Source organism: Synechocystis salina LEGE 00031 (assembly GCF_015207985.1).
In the GTDB taxonomy this organism is placed as follows: Bacteria; Cyanobacteriota; Cyanobacteriia; order Cyanobacteriales; family Microcystaceae; genus Synechocystis; species Synechocystis salina.
The window spans coordinates 1-17,245 of record NZ_JADEVV010000031.1; the positions used below are offsets into that span (position 1 = coordinate 1).

Below are 17,245 nucleotides of genomic sequence, written 5' to 3' on the forward strand. Positions count from 1 at the left end.
CGGTTGTCCCCTCCCCTGCCAATAATCAAGGGTATGGATGAGGGAGCGGGCCACAGCATTATTGCTGAGACAATTGTCATCGGGAATAACAACTAAAGTAATTGCCTCCGGCTCCATGGCCCATTGTTGGGCGTAATGGTCGATGATGCCCTGTATCTGTTCTGGACTCTGGGCCATGGCATGGTGCCCACTAAAACCAATCACCGGATGCCCCAGCCGGCGAGCTGCCAGCGCCCCTTTGAACTCCATCCCCTCACATAGTCCGATAAAGCCCTGGTTAGTGGTAACCTCCGGTCCATGGAGTGCCACGGGCAATTCACCATGGCTGAGTTGGGGTCCGATGCCCCGCTTGCTACTAGTGAGCCAGCAATATTTGGGCTTACCGTTAGTGGAAGCGTGGGGGTTGTGTAGCCTGAGGGCGATGTATCGACCTAGATGGTCTGTTACCGGTATGAGAATACCGTCCCAGCCATTGGTCAGACCCCGACCATCCTTCCATATGCCCGGTAGATTGATGTGGGCTGGATGCCTTAATTTCTGCCATTGTTGGACACTGCGGCATCGCTCAATGATCTGCTCCGGTATTGCCCGCTGTTGTAGATATTGGTGATGTTCAGAAGATAGGGAGAGTTGTTGGAGGATAGCGGTTATTTCAGCGTGGCGTTGGTCAGAGCTGAGGCATTTTTGCCGCCGTTGTTGCTCAATTTCCAGTTGCCGGTCTTTCCGTTCAGACTGGCGGCGTTGCCATTCAGCCCGGTCAAAGTTTCTGTCCCTGTCCTTTTGCCGAACGTGAATGCCCCATAGGCCATCCCTAGATGGCTTGACGTAACCGTAATCAGGGTTATCTCCTACGGCATCAGCAAAAGTCATGCAGAGCACCTTATCCTCTGCTATGCGGCAGTTGCCATTGGTTTTGGCGCAGACGGGGCAAGCCCTTTGTTTACTGGTGGTAATGAACCTAGCCATGGTGGTTTTCCTCCACGGCTTGGGCACTGATAACCCCTTGCTGATAAGGATTTCCCAGGGGGGGGTTGTCTGATAGAGGTCTTACGCTATAATTAGACATACAAAGACCTCCTTTTCTTTTCTTCTCTCTCTGAGGGATTTGCCGAGGGGATTTTTGAAAGAAATACTTCCTTCGCCCAGAAGGTGACCCGACATAGCCTAAATTTCCGGAGCCGGCAAGCACACAGGAAATTTAGGTTTTGGTCATTTTGGGGGGCTGCAGGAAGCGGCTGGGATTGCCGCTGAGCCATGATATACCTCGCTTAATGTGCTAAAAATTACTGAAAATTGACCACTTCCCACTGCTGGGCCATGGCCCAGTATCCTTGGCAGGGATTCCTTTGGTCTGTTGTTGACCATTGCGTGGTGTGCGGTCGAGAATATTCTTCAGGATAGCCCAAAATTAGTAACATGGTTGTCTTAGCCTACGTTCTTCCTCTAGGTTATCTGTCCACTGTTGTCTTTTGTTGTCTTTTTTTGTGTGTTGGGGTGTTGGGAGAGTGCTTGGGATAAAAACGTTAGCGAATATCAAACCCTTCTTGTTGCCACTGTAAAGGACGAACTGAAACCACTGCCCCCAGGTTGACACTTCCATAGATGTGGGGAAAAACTTTCTGGTCTAAATGGTTCACATCCTCAATGGTTTGGGGATGAACTGGTGCTTCCCATCGAACTTGGGACGTTAATCTTTCTGAATCAATCTCTAGTAACAAAAGGTCATCACGACCGGCATAAAAAGTATGGGCCACTTTGGGCAGTTGGCTAAAGGTGGCACCATGGATAAAGCCCACTTCTGCCAAGGAATGAGCTTCGTATTGTTCCTGCTGTTGTGCTACTGCCCATTGTGGGGCTTCTGCTATGTGAAAGATAATGGCCATGAAATTTTCAGGGAAGAGCATCAAGATTGTACTATTAAAGTACCGGCCAATTTAGCTAAAGATTTTTTTAGAGGTACGGCCCTCAATTGCTTAATGGATACCTAGTGCCTCCGCCGCATAATCCCAAATTTCCGTCTTTAGCCGTCCCTCTGGGTTGTTCAACATCCGATCGCCTAACTTATCCTACGCTTCCCAAGTACTCCCCGGAAATGCTTGCCTTCTCACCGCCGTAATGAAAGCTTGTCTAGCTTTAGGTGCATAGTCTTTTATCCGAGTCGGTTTCGATTCTGGCTAGGATAAACTAGACTAAGCTTAGCTAAATTTGAATAATTATGCGTAACGCCAATATCCACGAAGCTAAGACCCATCTATCCCAACTCATAAAATCGGTGTTAGCCGGGGAAGATGTCATCATTAGCCGGGCCGGCAAGCCCCTAGTGCGCTTAATTCCCTATGAGGGCCCATCGGAACCTCGTCAACCCGGAGCCTGGGAAGGACAAATTATCATGGCAGACGACTTTGACGAAGAATCTTCAGAGATCAACGCTCTGTTTTACGGCGACGAAATATGAAACTTTTGTTAGATACTCATATTCTGCTGTGGTGGCTCGGCAATGACCGTCGTTTAACCCTTGATGAGCGAACAGTCATTACCAACCCTGAATACTTTGTCTTTGTTAGTGCCGCTAGCATTTGGGAAATGTCAATTAAAAAATCGTTAGGGAAATTATCGACTCCAGATAACTTACTCGCTGTCCTCAAGGCCAACAATTTTCGGGTACTAGATATCACCGCAGAACATAGCTTGGCGATCGCCAATTTACCCGAATATCACAAAGACCCCTTTGACCGGATGCTCATTGTCCAAGCCCAGACGGAAGGATTAACTCTCATCTCCCAGGACAGTAAATTTAGTCAGTATGATGTTAATTTATTAACCTAAAAGTTTTTTCAGTATTGTAAATCTGTCAACGATTTCTAGAGTGAATTCCCTTTACCCTATTGCCTTTATGTGCTTATCTCAAGCATTATATTTATTGATGGTAATTTGGCTAGGAAATTGTACGGGATCAAATCTAGATTGATTACCAATGACTGCTTTGAGTCCGGCTTCTATGAAGGGAATAATCACAGTTTGGAAGCGCTGTTTATAATCAGTGGCCGTGACGGGGCGTAACCCGTGGGCCAAAATAGAGTAGTTTCGCACTTGTAGCTGATCAAAAAGTCGTTCCGCGGCAGGTTGGTAAAGTGCTCCCAAGGGGTCGGCTGGCCATTGTTTAAGTAATTCATAACTATTCCGCAAAGCCAGTTGGATTTTGCCGTCCCGACCTTTGAGAGCCTGCACCTGATCCCGTAACGCTGGGGGAATTTGCTCAACCTCCACATCGTCGGTTTTGATCTGATACCGTAACCAGAGATGGGTTTGGGCTAAAAGTTCCAAAGCCCGATATAAACGCCCCACCGCATCGTCATAGCGGTCTAAGGCAGCTCGTCTTTCCGCATTGAACAATAAATCTTCCACCAGTTCGTAACCATGGCCGGGAATCTGATCTGGGGCATTGAATGCCGTATTCATGGCCGGGGCGATCGCCTGACGGCTGGCCATCACCCGCTTGAGGTACATCAGCAGGGGACGGAGGGGGGCTTGGTTCATGAAGGGTTCCAGGTCATACCAAGCCTCTTCGTGGTCAAAGCAGTCCCAATGGTTAAGCCCTCTGCACAGGCGCAGATACTGCTCTACGGGTTGGGGATGACTCAGGGGTAAATCCCGCAAACAGGTTTCTAATTCGGCGATCGCCGCTGGGTAGTTGTATTGGGCGAGGAGGGTGGGAATTTCCTGAGTTAATAACCGCCGCACGGTTAAGTCACTGGTGGCCGCTCGACGCACAGTTTCGCCCCGAGTTACCCTGATCAGGTCAGTACGGGAAGTGGTAGTTAAATGGAGTTCGCACTCTTCATCAAGGGCTACTAGGGCCAAGGCAACGGACATACTTTTGGTCCCGCCGGTATAGTCTGCTAACAGAGTTGCTTTTGGCTCGGTTTGCTTAAGGGTGTGAATACAATCGCTAATTTTGAGGTAAATGCTGGACACATCATCGGGATTATCGACGGCGATCACATCAGTTTCAGGATTAAATTTGTCGCCCAGGTTAAGTTGGCTAGGGATGTTAGGCAATTTTTCGAGCACTTCACTGCCCTGTCTGACTTCACAGGGTTTCCCTTCCCCAGTGACCTGGGAAATGCTACCCCGCTTACCATTGGAGCAAATAAAAATGGTACGGTCTGGTTTGAGGGATTGAACGGAGGTAATGATCGGCTTGTGAGAACCGCCAACGGTGATCAGAAGAATTCGGGTCATACAAAGAACGATGCTTGCCGTAATTGATTAAACTTGATAGTTTTTAACTTCTGCTTTCAATGCATGATGAATGCCAGGAAAAAAGCTAGCGTTATTAAACTTCGAAAATTGTTCCCCCGTAATTAGATTAATACACTGTAAAATCCTGCCTTGCCATTCGTCCGACTTAGCAATGTCTGTTCCCCAAGCTTTGTATAAATCCTTCTCTGAAATACCACCTAAGTTGTGAGACAACGAATTACGTGTATCCCTAGCATTTTTGCTATCCCAAGCAACAAACCCTTTGTCATGCTGTGCTTCTGGAATCAATACCCTAATTAACGCAGACTGTACTTCCCCCCTGACTTGGATCGTCTCCTTATTGCTCTTACCGTACTTGTTAAAAAAAGAACCTAGAGATGAGTATTTTTTTAATATACTTGATTTGAGTTCCAAAAATTCGCTTTGTGTATTTTTATTAGCCAAGTATTCACTAAAATTCTGTCGAATCCATAAATCGATCAATCCTTCGATCGCCCGAAAACTGTGAAGCATTGCTTCGGTAGTATTATTCTGTTCAAGGCGAATAACCGCAATATAAGCTTGTTCGTAAGCTTGCCACCAATATTGAGCTTTCTGCTGTCTTTGGGATTGATCTAAATAGCTTTGAACTTGCTGATAGAATTGATCAAAGCGACCTTGGTTCCAGGCAATTGCTCCATTAAGAAGCTGTTGGGCTTTCTGCCATTGTTCTGGTGTTTGTTCAAAGTAAGGAGTAAGAAGATTCTGTACTGCTAAATAATTATGATTTTTCAATAATTCTAAGGCTTGTTTTTGCACCCCTGACCATAAATAATTGGTTCCTAAGAAGGGGCCTGTATAGCCTGATGGTATCCCCTGACGATTATCTTTAGACGAACGATGAATTTCAAAGAATTGGATTTGTTCGCCGTATAAATTTAAGCCAGAAATCCGACAAGCCTCAGAAAACTGCCCGACCCCTCCTTTCAAACAGACCCAGAGTTTTTGACCTGGATTGGGTTTAATTTGGGTTTGCCAAGTATTTAACCACCAGCGAAACATCGCTTCAAAATCACTGGGATTTTCCCCAGCCTGTCCCAAAGGAATTATTTCGGTCTTGATAGTTGGGTAGTTAAAATTTAGCCACTTTTCAATTAACTGAGCAGAATAAATGGTGTCTTTACTGCGTTCTTTAACTATTTCTTGTTGATCAGTGCCAATCAGATAAACTTTTTCTAATTGGTCATACTTCTCGGCAAAAATTTGACCCAGGATAACTGGTTTAATTTTAGCAAGATATTTCTCTCCAGATTGTAGTAAATACTCCGTCAATTCACGGTGATTTGTTAAATCCGGTAGTTCCAGATCGCTAACCACTTCACTCTGTTCAGAGATGATGTCGTCTCGCATTTGATCATCACCCAAATTAAACCATTCCCCAGAAGATACCTGAAACATCAGGTCGCGGGTGCCGATGGTAGCAACGAAAAGATTTTTCATTAATTAAATACCAAATAAGTGAATCGATCCCTCCATATTTCTTAAGTCACGAAGAAATCGAGAGCGAATATGATTGTGATTATTTTGTTGACCCCCCAAAAATAAACAGGCAACTTCTTGGCAATGAACATCACCTTCAGGGCGAGGAGCATCAAAACGCCGAATAGAGACCCAAGAACAGTGAGAATTACCGCCACCAGCAGCGGACCCTCCTAACTCAGGATTTCTTTTGTAATTTCTGGGTAAATTTTGCTGATAAACAAGATTCATTGCATCACCACGAGTATTATTAGGATTTGTTTCTAACCAACGTAAATCTTGAAAATTAACAGGCTTTACACTTGGACCAAAAACTGAGTAAATTGCACAAGTAGTCGGTGAAAAAACTTCAGCAACAAGATTATTGTTAATTCCATGTACTATTCTTTCTCTCCACTTTTCTGTCACTTTGTTTAACCAATTCGTATATTGATTTTGCCAGATTTCTGAGCGATGTGGAGGCAATAAAAAGTTTCTTGACTCTATATTTCCTGTGGTTTGATTCCTGACAGAATGGCTTAATCTCAAGTATGTTCCTCTTGTTGCTGCATTTCCATTATTCATTCTAAATATATGTAATGGTCTGCGCCATCCTCGACCTAATCCACCTACACTAGCGGCAATTTTAATAATGGGAATTAGGATAGATAAAATATCAGAGGGAGCATAAATTTCAAACTTTCCTGACCATTCAAAAATGCGGGGATTATTACTAGAATTTTCTCCCCAATCACTACTCGGCTTCATTTTAATGCGAACACAACCAGAACGTGCCTGTGGTTCAATTGTCCCAAATAATTCTGATAGAGTTAGTTGGGCATTTTCTTCAGACATTACCCCTAATAGAAAACGCCAAGTCCAAGAGCGTAACCATCCCCGCCAATGAGATGGTCGTAATTCCTCTTGTCCTCTTTGCATAGAAACGCCATAACAGCCCTGGCTATATAGAGAAAAAGGAAAAGATTTCTTAGAATAATTAGGAACATTTTTAACAGTAATCTGATTCTCAGTAGTTACTAAGCCATAACCAGAGGCTGTGCGACTGCCAACACCGTAAAAACAGAGAGCTTGTTCAACCCAACCCCAAACTTCTTCTACATCCTCAGGTGTTGCTCGACCTGGAATTCCTCGAATAGCAACTGTAAACTCTACTTGTTCTCCTGTTCCTAATGTGTAATGAGAAACTGGGGTTCCTTGACCTTGGTGTAATACTTGAAATTCTTGTTGAGGATTAACAATATCTAAAGAAAGACGTGTTGGCTCTATTGGCCAAGCATCTAAAAATTCAATTTTGCCTGCTGTAATTGTCCTACTTGTCTGATTTCCTAATAGTTCTAACATTCGAGGAAAAATATTAGGAAATTTTTTTGCCCAAGCGCGAACAATTCCACGAATAGAAGAACCTGGAATATAACCATTTAATGGTAACTCAGGCATTACCTGAAAGTTTTCTCCTACATTACGCTTATCTTCAGGACGACCTGCTTGAGGTTGCCAAGCTCCACAGAGTTCTCCTGCCGAAACTAATGTTTCTAAATCAGGATGAGGAAAAGACCCTACTTTTGCTCGTTCTTCAAGGATAAATTGACCTTGTTTAAATAACTTAACGTTGCCTCGCTGTGAATGCTGTTGACTCAGCAACAATGTTAGTAAAATCTGAGTATACATGATTATAAATAACCTCTATTTTTAGTTATTAGCACAGGCTCTTGCCCAGAAATTCCAATGCTTACTGAGAGTCATAGACTGTCGCCATTGAGATAAATATTGAGCTGGTTGATTCCGTTGTAAATCAATGACCAATGCCATTAATTGTTGCCTATTTAATTGTTGATCTGGACAAAGAAGTTGATTTAATAGGCTAGTCCAGACAGGAACTGTTCGAGTCCGTATCTGTCCTTCTTGAGAATTTTGCTGATTAATATAACCAACTGCTGAAAGTAAACCAAAGACTCGCAAGTGCTGAGATAAACGCAGAATTGCATTTAAATCTTCTTGGGAAATCTGTGCTTGTTGGCGATTGTTTAGATAGCTTTGAATATGATCGTAGGCTTTTAAACTAATTTCAGACATAATTTAACATCCTCAAAATAATTTTAATTGACAACAGTAATTGGTGAAGCTGAATTATTAATCCAACTTTTAACCCATCCACGACCCACATTAGCTTGACCACCAACTTGAATTAAGCCCTGAAGAATTGATATCAATATAGTGTGATCTTCTTTTGTTAAGGAAGAATTTGTTAATATGTTATATCCCCAAGGAAAATAGAAAATTGTATCGCGTGGAATACAAATATCTGTCCAAAAAACTTCCGCCGCACCTTCTGGATTTATGCCATCACCATCCTGAATTTTGTTACGAATTTGTGTCCAAAGAGAGTGCTCCATTAAGGTATAAAAATCACTATCACATAAGACAATTCGATTATTACTCCAGTTAGTTTCTACAGTAGATTGTAATTGCTGAGGAAAATTAGAGACTAAGCTACAAATAGCTTTTTGCTCATCACTCATTGCCAAGACATTAATTTGAGCGTCAGCAACAGAATAGTTTCCTGCTCGTATTCCAACAGCTTGATTAGAAAATTCTGGGCAATCCAAATTTACGAGATTTGCATGATCACGGATAAGAGAATGACAACTAACCCAAGTAAAAATATTACCTTGCCCGGCTAAAGATAGTGTCCGCATGGGAATCCAAAGTAATCGTGCGTCACCAAACCATACTTGATGAACACCCATTTGTCCTGCACTGTCTAGTTCTTTACCAAACCAAGTATTTGCAACACTTTGATCTAAATTAGCCAAATCATTACGTAAGCTACCCCGTAGAGAGGAACCTGGGATATAAGGAAAATCAGTATGGGCTTCTCGGACAATATCTAAAACATTGCCGAGGTCTCCTTCCCCACCACAGTGAATAGGAGACAAACTGTATAAATAACCAAGGTGAAAATCAGACATTTCTCTTAATTTTATAAAGTAAGTTAGTCAATCCATTAGTGGCTCATGCTTAGAGCCGATCGCCATAGTTAAACTGCCAACTAAACTGCCAACTTTTCTGCATTGACCCACAACAAATGGGAGTAACCCAACTGTCGGGTTTGTTTGAGATGCCTTGGGGCATTGTCCTGGTCGGCAAATAAACCTTGGGGGTGGGTGAGGTAATAAAGTGTTCCCGGTGGGGCGGCAAAGACTTGGGGCCCAGGAATGCTGCTACCGTGATGGCGTTTGCGGTCTCGGATGCGGGGACTGATGGGAATGGCGCGGTCAGTGGCCATGGAAATAAAGGGGCCGTTGTTGTGGGTTAACTTCCATTCCCAAGGATAGGGGCGACACGTCGCAACGCCTTGTTGTCCTCGTTCAAAAATGCCGGGGGTCATCAAATAGGCGATCGCCATTTTCTGCTGTTTACTGTTTTGCTCAGACAACGTTTGTAAGGTTTGCCATTGCCGATCCAAGGCTGATTCATAGGTAAGGGTCACCCGATGCCCTTCGCCACCTAGTCGCATGGAAAGGGGTTGAGGTAAAGCTTGTAACTGTTGATGGGTGGCTTGATCAACGGCGATCGCCAACGACCAATCTTTGTGCAAGCGAATACCATTCTCGACAAAGTAACCATCACTATCTTTGACCTGACGGGTTCCCGCCTCAATGGAATTATGGGGACGACTTTCTGTGACCCAAGGTTTTTCAGGTTCATCCTCTGGTCGTCGCCAATCTTCTTCCTCAATCTGGCCTTGTGCTAAATACTTCGCCATTACCTCAGTCGGTAGCCAGGAGCGAAATCGTTTTTCTTCCCGCTTTTTGTCCGCTGGGGAAACGGGTTTTAGGGGAGCTAAAGGGGCTGGTTGGGTTTTATCCCACAGCATTTGAGTTTTTAGCGGACTATCATCGGGATGCCACTTTAAAGGCAGTAAGGGATTTTTGCCCACAAAGCCCAGAGGGCGAGGAAAATAGAGAATCTGTTCCCGGCACAACAATGGCCCAGCTAGCGTAATGGTTTGGTCTTTGGGTAATAAACTCCGAATTGCACCGGCTAAGGTGTGACCATTGGGCGGAAAAATACTACCAGCCCAGGCCCTTTCACCGGGGGTAAAGGGTTTAGCATCTCGCAAGAGAAGAATGTCAAGGGGAGTGAGGCGATACCAATACATTTTGGTTATATTTCGATTAAGATTGGTTAAAAATATCGAAGTAAGAATTAGATAAAAATTAAGTGAAAATACGATTTAAGGTTAGTTCTAATTCAGGAAATGTCTTTGGAAAAAGACTCTGATCAGGGGAAAATTGTCTTTGGCTTTTATAGCTATTGTGTTCTGGCTCAAGATAGCATTGCAAAATATTTTGGGTTAAATCAATTAGCCAAACTTCTGGAATTTGATGCTGAGCATAGAGGGGTACTTTAATGATTTCGTCACAAGTGAGACTGGAATCTGCCACTTCAATAAGCAATAAAATATCCTCTGCACCAGGTAAACGATAATCGTAAAAATCATCAACGGGTTTCAGCAAAGCTACATCAGGTTGTGGTTGAGACTTGTTGTTAAGTTGAATTGGGTTTTGGCTGTAGACAATAGTTTTTTGGCCTAACTGACGGATAAACCAATTAGATAAATAGGTGGTCACAAAAGCATGACGAAAACCTATTGGAGACATGGTGATAATTTCTCCTTGAATTAACTCAAGATGCTCTTGATGATCTAAAATTCCCTGCTCTGCCATTTGGTGATATTGTTCAACGGTAAATTTTCGGGTTAATAGTTGCATGGTCTTTTTCCCCTAGACAATTTGACGATTTCGTTTTACAAAAGCAGCGACTTTGAGCCAGTTCTTAGCTTCTTTTTCCCATTCATTATCCTTGGTGTGATTAGTGGTTTGCCAAAGTTTAATTAAAAAACAAGCTAAGCGAGACCGCAAAATTGGCTCCAGACCTTCCTTGAGGTTACTGCGACGTTTTGTAAATGCATTGACCCAGGGCATGATGGCGTCATAAACGGGAATAGGGTGTTGGTCTAATAGGGTAGCCGCTGTTTCGCAGGTGGAAGCATCAATGTCTTCAATGTTGAGTAAGGCTTGCCATTGTTGGAACGTCTCAAACTTACAGGTGGCTTTGAGGACATTACCGTTGCCATAAAGCACCCGGACTTGCACGGCATCTTTGCCTTTGGGTTTGCCATCAAGATCATATTCATGGTCTTTGGCCCCTTCTTCTGCCTTCCACAAATTTTCTAAGGCGATCGCCAGAGGAACCGAATGGTGGGCGATGGTAATGCCAAAACTAATGGTGGCTTCATTGCCCATGGTAAAGAGAGGTCGTTTGGGAAAGCCCTCACAGGGGTCTTTTAATCGCCAATAGTGACCCGTATGATCAAATTCTCCTTGCTCATCCCGATCGCCACGAAAAGCCTGACGAATATCCCAGAGCCAACTATCCCATTCCCACAGATTGCTATAGGCCAGTACGTCGTCCCCACCGCTGTAGATTAATCGGCCTGCATATCTTTGTTCTGTCAGATAGGGCGCTAACTGGTTGGAAAAATCCAGTAAGGCACGACTAAGAGCATTATGGGTAGCGGGCCCCATACGTTTTTTTTCATTGCTGAACGCTTCAAAAATCCTTTTAAACTCTTCCGATAAAGATAAAGTCTTAGAAAAGTAAGTCAATAATGTTTGAGGAAAATAATCTTTATAATTTTTCATCTTTGTTCCCTTCAACCATTCGCTCATCCCATCTCCATCGCCAGCCGCTAACACATACCAATTGGCTGGATTATTTTTAGGAAACAGCCGATCAAGACAATTTTGTAAATTCCTTCGATATTGAACTTTAATTTGACTAATTGCATTTTGTATTTGTGCTACCTCCTGACTATCTTGGGACTGTTTAGCTTTCTTTAACTCATCTTGAAGTTGCTGTAATTTCTCCGATTCTACATCTTCCACTAGCCAACCCGCATTCAATAATCGAGGATGGTATTTTTGGGGCTTTTTATCCATTAATGGAATCCCCCACTTAGTTTTCATGCCATTAATAACATCTTCCGCCCAAGAAAACTCATCTAGGATCGTTTGGCAAGCCCGATCAAATTGCTGGCGATTAAGATCGTTGCCTGTATGAAGGTAACCTGCAACACCAGAGGTTAAATCAGGATAGGAAGCGGCAATAATCTTGAGTTTTTCCTCATCATCATTTTTAAGATGGAGTAGTTTTGCTAAAATCTTTTCCAACCCTCGTTTGACGGTTTCCGTGGCATTCAATTGTTCACTACCATCAAACAATCCAGCCTGTCTTTGCCAATAGTGTTGGGTTTCCCCTTCTGTGACCCAATCCCGTTGATGCTGAGTTGATTGAGGATGAACCACTGGCCCCATGCCAGAAATAGTTGACCGTGGCCCAAAGGCCGTTGGTAATTTCCAATTGCGGGCATTCTTAACAGCACTGAGGGTAAATCTGGTTTGACCAAAGATGTCTGCCCACCAGGAACCTACATTTAAACTGCCTGCATAGTTACGGTTGCGTTGTTTAATAAATTGCTCAGTCGATTTTTTAATAAATGCTAGTTCTTCTTGCTTAAATAAATCAGCATTAAACGCTTTATTTTGTTGATCTATCCAATTATTTAATTCCTGTTCTTTTTCTGGAGTTTGGGTCGGAATACCCGCACTTTTTAAGCTGACATTAGTCGCATCACTCCCGATCGCCATCGCACTCCAATAAGTCTGCCACTGGGCATCTAGCCAATTTTTCCAAGTCGGATCGTTCGGATTTAAGTCTTTTTGCCAGTATCGATTATCCTGAAGTTCCTCAAATACTTGCTGGGCAATATCGCGCCAAGCACTCAGTAAATAATTCTTGGCTGATTGCATGGCCGCCGCAACTTTCTCTTTTGGCAGCACCAGCATGATTACATTGGGAAAGCCAGCGGTTAACAGTTGGCGATCATTGGGTTGGGTAATCCACTGGTCAAACCCATAATCACCGTATTTTTCGAGTAACCAATGATCAATTAATGGCTGACCGTAGAGGCTGGGGTAGAGGAAACAATCCGGGCCATATTGCTGAGCTAATTCCCAACACACCTTAGCGGATAAATAATGTAAGACCCATGATCCAGCCCAAAAGTCTTTTATCTTGCGACTAGCTTTAATCAGTTCTTGAACAGGACTAAAGGTAAATACCGCCAGATAAGCCTGGGATTTAGGCGTATTTCGTGATCCTTTGGCAATGTCCTCGGCATTGGTGTCGTATCCAGCCAAAGCTCCTGCTAAAGCCGCCGTCATACTGGCATGACTCCAGATGGACGCATCAGGTAAACGAGTTTCCGCTGGCATTAATAAACTTTCTGCCCCAAACTCTTGAGCAACGGCTTCCGGCAAACATCGCCACAACCACCAAAAACAATCTTGCGCTTTTTCGGGAGCCTGACGCAGTTGGGTAGGCATCTGTTCGATTAGCGTTTGCTCCTTTTGATTTAAATATTGACGACGATTGCTTTGACCCAAAATTTCGTCGTGATTCGTGAATGTTAACGGCAGTTTTGCTCCAGATAGCAGGTGGCATAGGTTTAGCCCGTCGGTGTCGTAGTCTATAAACGTACCAATATGATGAATAGCACCCCGATCACTAGCAGACGCAATTAAGTCGGACAGACCAACATGATCAAGCCAAGTGTTGCTTAGTTCACCTTCTTTTTTTTCTTCGCTTGATTTAGGCGATACCCAATTCTGCATACAGGCTAAAGATTGCCAAACTCCCTCGCCTCCTCTTCCAGAGTTATTATGCAGGGCTTTGAGGGCGGGGTCGTGGAGTAAACCCCAAATTTTTGCTTGCCAGTAAACTTCAGACACAGGCCGATTTCCTTCTGGTTTTGGGTTGCATAAAGAGTTCAAAACAATTAGGCAACTTTGATTCCGTTAGCCTAGCGGACTTCCCTGGAAAAAGAACGAATTTTAGCTTTTCTTAATACTTGTCTTTAAAAAACTTCATACTATTATGGAAGCAGGGAGGTTAGAATTTCGGCAACTTTCCTCGCCAGTACTCCTGCCATGTATTCCCCTTCCCGGCTTCTGTTTGCCCGTAATCTCGTCTTGGCCATTGCCAACGGTCTAATTACTTTGGTGATTTTGCTCATTGCCCCTTTGGGTTTGGCGGCGGTAATCATTAATACCCTATTGGTGGCTTGTTCAACTTTCTTTCTTAGTATTTTCGGTGATGCTGCGGTGCGCTGGTTACTCCAGGGCACTAATCCCCATGGCTTATCTGCTACTGCTAACCGTAATGCTGACATTGAGCCTCAGACTTCCCATCAACCTACCCAAAGGCCGGATCGTTGGTGAAAACTCTGTATGTTTCCCAGTCTGATTGTTATGTTTGCCTGAAAAAAGAGTTTCTTCTGGTGAAACGTCAGGATCAGACTCTGGCGGAGGTGCAACTGCCTTTTTTGGAACAGGTATTGATTTTTGGTAAGGCCCAGATTACTACCCAGGCCATCCACGCTTGTCTTGGTCGTAATATTCCCATCCTTTATCTTTCCCGCATGGGCTTTTGTTATGGCCGCATCATCGCCATTGAACGGGGTTATCGTCATCTCACCCGTTACCAGCAGGAACTAGGCTGGGAGCAACGGCTGATTACAGCTCGCACCATTGTGGCGGCTAAGGTTAAAAATAGTCGAGTTTTTCTGCAACGTCAGCATCGTAAACAGCCTACTCCGGCTCTCCAGTTGGCGATCGACGGACTAAAGCACTTTGTAGAATTGGCCGCTAAGGCAGAACACTTGCAGCAATTATTAGGCTATGAGGGCACAGCGGCTAATCTGTACTTCCAAGCTTGGGCAGACTGCATCGAAAATTCTGACTTTATCTTTTTTGGTCGTTCCCGTCGTCCCCCTGGTAATCCAGTTAATGCCATGCTTAGTTTTGGCTATCAGGTGCTTTGGAACCATTTACTAACTTTGATTGAGTTGCAGGGGTTAGACCCCTATCAAGCTTGTCTACATCAAGGTTCGGAACGTCATGCGGCCTTGGCTTCAGATCTAATTGAGGAGTTTCGAGCCCCCATAGTGGATTCTTTGGTTTTGTATATGATCAATCGTCGTTTGATCAATGCGGGAGAGGATTTTGTCTTCCAAAATGGTGGTTGTTTTCTCAATAGCTCCGGTAGAAGAAAATGGCTAGGCGCTTTTGTGGGCAGAATGGAGGAAGTTTTGTCTTTTAACCAGGGTGATTTTCCCCGCTGGCATTGTCTAATCGATCAAGTGAAAAAATATAAGGCTTTTGTTTATTCTCCTTCTAACAGTTATTCTCCTTTTTTAATTCGCTAATTGATGTTTCTCTATGTTATTGCCTACGATATTCCTGATGATCGCCGTCGTAAAAAGATGGCCGATTTATTGGAGGGTTATGGCCAAAGGGTGCAATATTCTGTTTTTGAATGTACGTTGTCTAAGTCTAAGTTTAATGAATTGCAAAAACGTCTCCGCAAAATTTATCAATCGGAGGAGGATAGTTTACGCTTTTATCCTTTGTCTGGACATACCCTCACCCAGGTTGATATTTGGGGGGGACCACCGCTAACTAAGCCCCCCGGCTCGGTCATTGTTTAAAATCTATGCTAATTATTGGTGTACTATTATGAAGCTGGTGGAAAATCACTGTAATGCCCGTTTTTCGTTGGGAGCCTCGATGGTTTGCTGTATAAGGGTTTCAGCCGCTATTTTTGCGTTGAGCTTTTCCGATTATGGTCAATTTTTGCTGAGCCTCGCAGATGGTGGCTGGATACCTTGCTCCATAAGGGTTTAAAATGGGGTCACTCTCCACTCGTAGGAGAAACTAATAGATTGGAAACTATTCTTGGTATAACCTGAGGCAAAGCTGAAAGCCTTCTCTCCACTCGTAGGAGAAACTAATAGATTGGAAACAAACTCATCGTACAACCACTGAGTGGCTACCTCGGGGCTCTCCACTCGTAGGAGAAACTAATAGATTGGAAACTTACATAGGCTTCATCTGCCCAGTCCATCAGACTACAGATGCTCTCCACTCGTAGGAGAAACTAATAGATTGGAAACTTACCTAGTGCGCCAAATAATTGAAGCGTTCGGGGGACTCTCCACTCGTAGGAGAAACTAATAGATTGGAAACTGGCGGGGAAAGCGTCTTGGGTATCAGGCCCAGTAGCTCTCCACTCGTAGGAGAAACTAATAGATTGGAAACTGGCGGGGAAAGCGTCTTGGGTATCAGGCCCAGTAGCTCTCCACTCGTAGGAGAAACTAATAGATTGGAAACCGGTGAAGCTGTATGGGATATGGCAGAACGTTGTGCTCTCCACTCGTAGGAGAAACTAATAGATTGGAAACTCTCTACTATCTCTTCAATGCTTATTAGTCCTTTATTACTCTCCACTCGTAGGAGAAACTAATAGATTGGAAACAGAGACAGGTTTAGAAGCGGGCTTTCTACATATAATCTCTCCACTCGTAGGAGAAACTAATAGATTGGAAACGGATATTCCCCTTTCATTCCGAGGTCATAAATTTTCTCTCCACTCGTAGGAGAAACTAATAGATTGGAAACCCGTTGCCATTCCCGTTTGCTTTGTACTCTGTCTTTTCCTGGGCTCTCCACTCGTAGGAGAAACTAATAGATTGGAAACCAGAACAAAGCGAGCAGACAGACAGAAACGTTCCAACTCTCCACTCGTAGGAGAAACTAATAGATTGGAAACTTGGCTACTCGGAACACCTGTGATAGCCCAAAGGAACTCTCCACTCGTAGGAGAAACTAATAGATTGGAAACAAGCAGAGGCACCTGGTCGTACAACAGCTAAAACAGCACTCTCCACTCGTAGGAGAAACTAATAGATTGGAAACCCATGACCTGCAAGACGACCACGGGTAAACCCAGTCTCTCCACTCGTAGGAGAAACTAATAGATTGGAAACGGAGAAAGGTGTCCACAATGGAGATAATTATGTTCTCTCCACTCGTAGGAGAAACTAATAGATTGGAAACCGGCACGGGCCGTAGGGGTACGTATATCCCTTGACCTCTCCACTCGTAGGAGAAACTAATAGATTGGAAACCTACCGTGTTGTCGCTTTTTAAAATCAGCCATAGCCACGACTCTCCACTCGTAGGAGAAACTAATAGATTGGAAACCGCGGTGGAGCCCTTCGGCACCGCCAATCGCTGCGCTCTCCACTCGTAGGAGAAACTAATAGATTGGAAACACTAGCGCATTATGATTGCCTTTAATCTTAACAAAAGAGCTCTCCACTCGTAGGAGAAACTAATAGATTGGAAACTTCGTTGTATTCAACTCGAAAGTCTTCCCTAGGGAACTCTCCACTCGTAGGAGAAACTAATAGATTGGAAACTTCCTGGCAAACGAATAACACATTCATGCTTTTTACTCTCCACTCGTAGGAGAAACTAATAGATTGGAAACTCTGTCT

The 17,245-nt window shown here is 43.9% G+C and carries 15 protein-coding genes, 1 pseudogene and 1 CRISPR repeat array (1 of these 17 cut by a window edge); of the genes and pseudogenes, 5 read left to right on the forward strand and 11 right to left on the reverse strand.

Features of this window, described 5'->3' with window-relative positions:
• The 3 genes and pseudogenes from IQ217_RS11515 to IQ217_RS11520 all read right to left on the reverse strand — a co-directional run.
• A pseudogene (locus tag IQ217_RS11515) lies at positions 1–966 on the reverse strand (hypothetical protein); the annotation flags it as partial.
• A 317-nt stretch (positions 967–1,283) separates the two neighbouring features.
• Positions 1,284–1,418: a hypothetical protein gene (locus IQ217_RS19255; protein WP_265583634.1), complete on the reverse strand. Its 135-nt coding sequence runs from the start codon at positions 1,416–1,418 to the stop codon at positions 1,284–1,286.
• 105 nt (positions 1,419–1,523) lie between these two features.
• Positions 1,524–1,883 (reverse strand): DUF952 domain-containing protein, encoded by a 360-nt coding sequence (locus tag IQ217_RS11520; RefSeq protein ID WP_194020046.1) that lies wholly within the window; start codon positions 1,881–1,883, stop codon positions 1,524–1,526.
• 332 nt (positions 1,884–2,215) lie between these two features.
• On the opposite strand from IQ217_RS11520, the gene IQ217_RS11525 reads away from it, so the two are divergent.
• Together IQ217_RS11525 and IQ217_RS11530 are read left to right on the forward strand one after the other, a co-directional pair.
• Complete coding sequence (locus IQ217_RS11525; RefSeq protein ID WP_194020047.1) at positions 2,216–2,455, forward strand: type II toxin-antitoxin system Phd/YefM family antitoxin; 240 nt, start codon at positions 2,216–2,218, stop codon at positions 2,453–2,455.
• Entirely contained in the window at positions 2,452–2,826 is a 375-nt protein-coding gene (locus tag IQ217_RS11530; RefSeq protein WP_194020048.1) for a type II toxin-antitoxin system VapC family toxin, read from the forward strand. The genes IQ217_RS11525 and IQ217_RS11530 overlap by 4 nt, the downstream gene beginning before the upstream one ends.
• 78 nt (positions 2,827–2,904) lie before the next feature.
• Here the strand turns inward: IQ217_RS11530 and IQ217_RS11535 are convergent, their stop codons facing one another.
• The 8 genes from IQ217_RS11535 to cas10 all read right to left on the reverse strand — a co-directional run bounded on the left by IQ217_RS11535 (position 2,905) and on the right by cas10 (position 13,637).
• Positions 2,905–4,242, reverse strand: a complete 1,338-nt coding sequence (locus IQ217_RS11535) for a TIGR02710 family CRISPR-associated CARF protein (protein WP_194020049.1) — start codon at positions 4,240–4,242, stop codon at positions 2,905–2,907.
• A gap of 27 nt (positions 4,243–4,269) precedes the next feature.
• Entirely contained in the window at positions 4,270–5,742 is a 1,473-nt protein-coding gene (locus IQ217_RS11540) for a hypothetical protein (protein ID WP_194020050.1), read from the reverse strand.
• A 3-nt stretch (positions 5,743–5,745) separates the two neighbouring features.
• Positions 5,746–7,449 (reverse strand): RAMP superfamily CRISPR-associated protein, encoded by a 1,704-nt coding sequence (locus IQ217_RS11545; protein ID WP_194020051.1) that lies wholly within the window; start codon positions 7,447–7,449, stop codon positions 5,746–5,748.
• A 21-nt stretch (positions 7,450–7,470) separates the two neighbouring features.
• On the reverse strand, positions 7,471–7,854 hold the full coding sequence (locus tag IQ217_RS11550) for a hypothetical protein (protein WP_194020052.1): 384 nt from the start codon (positions 7,852–7,854) through the stop codon (positions 7,471–7,473).
• 23 nt (positions 7,855–7,877) lie between these two features.
• Entirely contained in the window at positions 7,878–8,750 is an 873-nt protein-coding gene (cmr4, locus tag IQ217_RS11555) for a type III-B CRISPR module RAMP protein Cmr4 (RefSeq protein ID WP_194020053.1), read from the reverse strand.
• 80 nt (positions 8,751–8,830) lie between these two features.
• A complete protein-coding gene (locus IQ217_RS11560) occupies positions 8,831–9,943 on the reverse strand; it encodes a type III-B CRISPR module-associated protein Cmr3 (protein WP_194020054.1) in 1,113 nt (370 codons plus the stop codon).
• A 58-nt stretch (positions 9,944–10,001) separates the two neighbouring features.
• Positions 10,002–10,556, reverse strand: a complete 555-nt coding sequence (locus IQ217_RS11565) for a Uma2 family endonuclease (RefSeq protein ID WP_194020055.1) — start codon at positions 10,554–10,556, stop codon at positions 10,002–10,004.
• A 12-nt stretch (positions 10,557–10,568) separates the two neighbouring features.
• Positions 10,569–13,637, reverse strand: coding sequence for a type III-B CRISPR-associated protein Cas10/Cmr2 (gene cas10, locus IQ217_RS11570; protein WP_194020056.1), 3,069 nt, complete (start codon positions 13,635–13,637; stop codon positions 10,569–10,571).
• Positions 13,638–13,835: 198 nt separating this feature from the next.
• Between cas10 and csx18 the strand changes: the two genes are divergently transcribed.
• The 3 genes from csx18 to cas2 are packed head-to-tail and all read left to right on the forward strand — an operon-like array spanning position 13,836 to position 15,394.
• Positions 13,836–14,126, forward strand: coding sequence for a CRISPR-associated protein Csx18 (csx18, locus tag IQ217_RS11575; protein ID WP_228024218.1), 291 nt, complete (start codon positions 13,836–13,838; stop codon positions 14,124–14,126).
• Complete coding sequence (cas1, locus tag IQ217_RS11580; RefSeq protein ID WP_194020057.1) at positions 14,123–15,112, forward strand: CRISPR-associated endonuclease Cas1; 990 nt, start codon at positions 14,123–14,125, stop codon at positions 15,110–15,112. The genes csx18 and cas1 overlap by 4 nt, the downstream gene beginning before the upstream one ends.
• Before the next feature lie 3 nt (positions 15,113–15,115).
• On the forward strand, positions 15,116–15,394 hold the full coding sequence (gene cas2, locus IQ217_RS11585) for a CRISPR-associated endonuclease Cas2 (protein WP_194020058.1): 279 nt from the start codon (positions 15,116–15,118) through the stop codon (positions 15,392–15,394).
• A gap of 206 nt (positions 15,395–15,600) precedes the next feature.
• A CRISPR array of direct repeats spans positions 15,601–17,245; the repeat unit is 36 nt; it runs 6,637 nt beyond the window's last position.